This is a genomic window from Frankia sp. CoWAU3 (assembly GCF_977971855.1).
This window is the reverse complement of record NZ_CDWWXB010000074.1, coordinates 9,242-13,704: the sequence shown is the minus strand read 5'-3', so window position 1 is coordinate 13,704 and position 4,463 is coordinate 9,242. Positions and strand designations below refer to the sequence as shown.

At 73.8% G+C, this 4,463-nt stretch carries 3 protein-coding genes; 2 read left to right on the top strand and 1 reads right to left on the bottom strand.

Annotated elements, in window-relative coordinates; genetic code table 11:
• Positions 1–8 precede the first annotated feature (8 nt).
• Together AC08ON_RS09130 and AC08ON_RS09125 are read left to right on the top strand one after the other, a co-directional pair.
• Positions 9–1,181 carry a DUF5926 family protein gene (locus AC08ON_RS09130; protein WP_476607195.1) on the top strand — a complete coding sequence of 391 codons (1,173 nt, stop codon included), beginning with the start codon at positions 9–11 and terminating at the stop codon, positions 1,179–1,181.
• A 95-nt stretch (positions 1,182–1,276) separates the two neighbouring features.
• The gene (locus AC08ON_RS09125) at positions 1,277–2,557 is read left to right on the top strand and encodes a geranylgeranyl reductase family protein (RefSeq protein ID WP_476607196.1); all 1,281 of its coding nucleotides are present in this window, start codon (positions 1,277–1,279) and stop codon (positions 2,555–2,557) included.
• 31 nt (positions 2,558–2,588) lie between these two features.
• Here AC08ON_RS09125 and AC08ON_RS09120 read toward each other — a convergent pair.
• A partial coding sequence (locus AC08ON_RS09120; RefSeq protein ID WP_476616786.1) for a MinD/ParA family ATP-binding protein occupies positions 2,589–4,463 on the bottom strand: 1,875 nt, incomplete at its 5' end.

Genomic DNA, 4,463 nt, shown 5'->3' with positions numbered 1-4,463 from the left:
AGGAGGTCGTGATCGCTCGCCGACCCGCACCCCAGCGTCCCGGCACCCGCCCGGCACGAGTCGCCACGCCCGGCTCTGGCGGGGGAGCCGCACGGAGCCGTCGCCGCTCGTCCGTCCACGGATCCGATGGTGCCATCCCCGCCGTTGGACCGCGGGAACCCTGTCCCTGCGGGTCGGGCCGTCGTTACAAGGCGTGCCACGGCGAGCGGAACCGGCAGGCTCCCGTGCTGCGCCCGTTCGCGGGCCGCCGCGACGAGCCGGACCTGGTCGCCCTGCGGGAGCTGGTGCCCAGCGCCACCGCGCCGCTGGCCCTGGCGGCGGCCTACCTCGCCGACCATCCCGAGCACGCCGACCGGCGCATCACGCTCTGCACGATGCTGCCGCAGGCCGCCCCCGCCCTGGTGCGCGAGGACGGCGAAATCCTGGTCGCCCTGCAGATCGCCCTTCCGGGTCTGGACGTATCGCGGGACGTCGCCGGTGCCCTGCTCGCCGCACTCGCCGCCGAGTCGGGGAGTGTGATCGACATCCCGCCCGCCTCCGCGCCGCGTCTCGTGGAACAACTGCCCGCGGGACTCGCCGGGTTGCCCCGGCTCACCGACCTGCTGGACCCGGCGCCCCTGGACATCACCGTTCATTCTGGATTCGGATGGTGGCTGCCACCGTCCGACGAGGAGAGCGGTCCGAACCAGGAGGTGGCGGTGATGCTGGAGCGCGCCAACGCCACCGTGGTGCCCACCGTACGGCTCACCTCGGTGCCGGCCGCCTACTGGTGCCATCCCGGTGACCGCTGGCACCTGCGGTGGGCGCTTCCGCTGGCCTGGCCGGGTGCGGCGGGTGCTGCGGCGGGCACCGACTCCGAGGCCGAGGTGGTCGCTCCCATCGGCGCGGGCGCCGACGTCGCCCCCACCGAGGAGGCGTTGCTGGATGCGCTGGCTCGCCTGGCCGCGGCCGAACGTCTCACGGTGGGGGAGGGCTCCAGGTTCATCGGGTTCTTCCGCGCCGCCGGGCTCGTCGTGCCCGTCTGGGATCTCGCGCCCGGAAGCGAGGCGGGTAGCTGTGAGGAGCCGGCCGCCGCGCTGCGGGTGGCCTACCAAAGGGCCCTGGCCGACACCACGGCACTGACCGCGCACGAACGCCGGGTGCGGGCGGGTCTTGTTGGACGCAGCCTCACCCTGCGCTGACGGCATCGGCGCAGACCGCGCTGCCTGCGCAGACTGCGGTGCCTGGGCAGACTGCGGTGCCTGGGCGGGATGCGGTGTCGGGAGGATGGAGCGCTGTGAGCAGGGTTGACGACCCGGAGAACACCTTTGACGTCATTGTCGTCGGGGCGGGTCCGGCCGGTGGCAGCGCGGCGCGGGCGGCGGCGAACGCCGGGGCCCGGGTGTGCGTGCTCGAACGCTCGGCGGTACCTCGTTACAAGACCTGCGGTGGCGGCCTGGTCGGCCTTTCGGCGGATCATCTCGGCATCGAACTGACCGGTCTGGTTCGAGCCAGCGTCAGCTCCCTGACGATGACCTGGGACGGCCGCTTCGAGGTCACCCGCGGCCGGTCCGGCGGCCGTCCCTGGATGTCGATGGTGATGCGATCCGATCTGGACGCCGCTCTCCTGGCCGCGGCGGTCGCGGCCGGCGCGGCCGTGCGGACCGGTGCGCACGTGGTGGGGCTGACCGAGAGCGGGCCGGGCGGGACCGGGATCGCCGAGGACACCGGGGATCAGGACGACGGTTGGGTGACCGTGCGTCTGCGTGCGGGGGCGGACCTGCGCGCCCGGGTGGTGGTGGGTGCGGACGGCACCTCGGGTCGTTGCGGCACCTATGTCGGTGTCCGCTGTGACCAGGTCGACGTCGGCCTGGAGGGCGAGTTTGTCGCCGACCCGGCGCGCGCCGCGCGATGGGCCGGACGCATGCTCATCGACTGGGGGCCGGTGCCGGGTTCCTACGGGTGGGTGTTCCCCAAGGGACGGGTGCTCACGGTCGGCGTGATCGGTGATCGTGCCGAGGGCGCCGCGCTGCGCGCCTATTACACCCGGTTCGTCGACCGGCTCGGGCTCACCGACCTGCCGCGCCAGCATGACTCCGGACATCTCACCCGGGTGCGGGCCGTCGGCTCCCCGCTGCGGCGAGGCCGGGTGTTGGTCGCGGGGGACGCGGCCGGGCTCCTGGATCCGTGGACACGCGAAGGCATCTCGTTCGCATTACGGTCGGGTCGGCTCGCCGGGGAGGCTGCCGCCGCGGCGAGTGGGGGCGTCGGTCGCGCGAGGGCGGGCGTGACCCGGGCCGGGGGGGTCACGGATACAAGGCGGACTGGCCCGGGCGTCACGGCGCTCGACGCCTTGGCGGCCTATCCCGCGCGCGTCGAGGCGATCCTGGGCCCCGAGATGGCGGCGGGACGAGAGGTCTTGGCCGCGTTCACCCGCCGGCCGGGCGCGATGCACACGGTCATGGCGGCTCCGGGCACCTTCGGGCTGTTCACCCGGCTCATCGAGGGACGGACCACCATCGCCCGGCAACTGCGTCGTCCCGGCGTGCGGGCGGCGGTGGCGGCGCTGAGCTGCTGAACTGCTGAGGCAGCCGGCGGTGTCAGCGGCGTCAGCCGCCCGGGTAGCTGCGGCGTTCCTCGCCGAAGCGTTCGGCTACCGCGCCGGCGATCTCCCGATAGGCCGCCCGCGTCTCCCGTTTCAGGCTCGACAGCACGATCCGTCCCCCGTCGGCCAGATGCGGGTCGAACGGGACCCGGACCACCCGTCGCGTCCGGGCTTCAAAATGCCGTTCCAGCGTGTCGACGTCGACCCGCTCGCCCTGGACGGGGAACATCGAGATCACGGCGACCGCCTCGCGGACATGGTCGGAGTAGCCGTGCGCGTCCAACCAGTCGAGGGTGGCGCTCGCGCTGGACCCGCCGTCGGCGCTGGCGCTGCTCACGATCACCAGCGTGTCGGCCAGCTCCAGCACCCCATGCATCGCACTGTGCAGGATGCCCGTCCCACAATCGGTCAACAGGATCGAGTAGTGCCGTTGCAGTAGATCGTCGACTGCCCGGTAGTCGGCGTCCCCGAAGGTGTCCGACAGCTCCGGATCGTTGGCCGACGCCAGCACCTCCAGCCTCGAGTCGGCCTGTGACAGGTACCTGCGGACGTCCACGTACCGGTGCAGACGCGGAGCGTCCTCCAGCAGTTCGCGCACCGTGTGCGCGGAGGTGCGTGGCACCCTGGAACCCAGGGTGCCACGGTCCGGATTCGCGTCGATCGCCACCACCCGGTCATCGCGCAGGCCGGCCAGCGTGGAACCGACCGCCACCGTCGTCGTGGTCTTGCCGACGCCGCCCTTGAGGGACATCACCGCGATGCGGTGACAGTCGTGCAGCGGGTTCCGGATGCGCGCGAGGAGCCGGCGGTCGCGAACCTCGTCGGGGGACGGACCGGGGTTCACCGCGCCCGCCGAGACCTGGTACACGAGCCTGCGCCAGCCGCGGGACGCCGTCTCCGGGGGAGCGGGCAGCAGTGCGCTGGTGGCGAGCCCCGCCCGGCCGTTTCCCGTCTCCCGGGAACCCGGTCCCACCGGGCCACCGGCCCGACGCCGGCCGGCCGCGGCCGATGGGTCGTGCTCCGTCCGGAACGATTCGTCGTGGGCCCGGCCGCCGTGGGCCTGATCGCCGCGGTTCGGATCGCGGTGCCGCCCGGTCCCGGCCGGTCCGCCGGGCGACCCGGCCGGCTCGGGATCGCGTAGCCAGGAGGGGATGCGGCCGGCTTCGGTGGGCGTGCGGGCCGGGCCGGTGTACGGGCCGCCGGCTGCCTTACTTCCGGTTCTCGACCGGTCGGGCGGCGGCGCGGGATACTCGGTCGACGGTCGATAGGTCTCGTATCGCCCATCCATCTCGCCGTACGGCCGGGGAGCGGCGGAGTCGAAGTCCGCCCGTCTCATCGCGGCGGTCTCCTCCAGAGCGGACGAGCACGCCGCCGCCACCGGCGGCGTGCTCCGCCACGGATCATGGCGCTCGTCCCGCGGGGCCGGTGGCGGGGACTGGGCGTACGGGTCGGCCGGTGGCGGGTTCAGCGGCGGGCCCGGTGGCGGGGACTGGGCGTACGGGTCGGACGGTGGCGGGTTCAGCGGCGGCGGGTTCAGCGGATCGCCCCGCCAGGCCCGGGTCTCCCCCGGTGGGGGCGGCGGGTACGCCTGACCGAACGCCCCGCCCGGATTCGGGGGGAACTGGTCGAGCAGCGGATCGAAGGTGCGGGTCTCGATTGGCAGCATCCTGCCGTTGCCGTTGGCACTCTCCGTGCCTCGACGGTTCATGGCCGCGGACCCGGGCGTGCCCCGATCGGTCCAGCCAGCCGGGCCCGCCGGGTAGGAACCCGCTGCCTCGGAGCCCGTGGCCGACATCGGATCAACGCGGCGCATCGACGGCCAGGTATCGGAGACGGCAGGGGACGCCGCCGGGGCGGCAGTGCCCGGCCGGAAGACGGA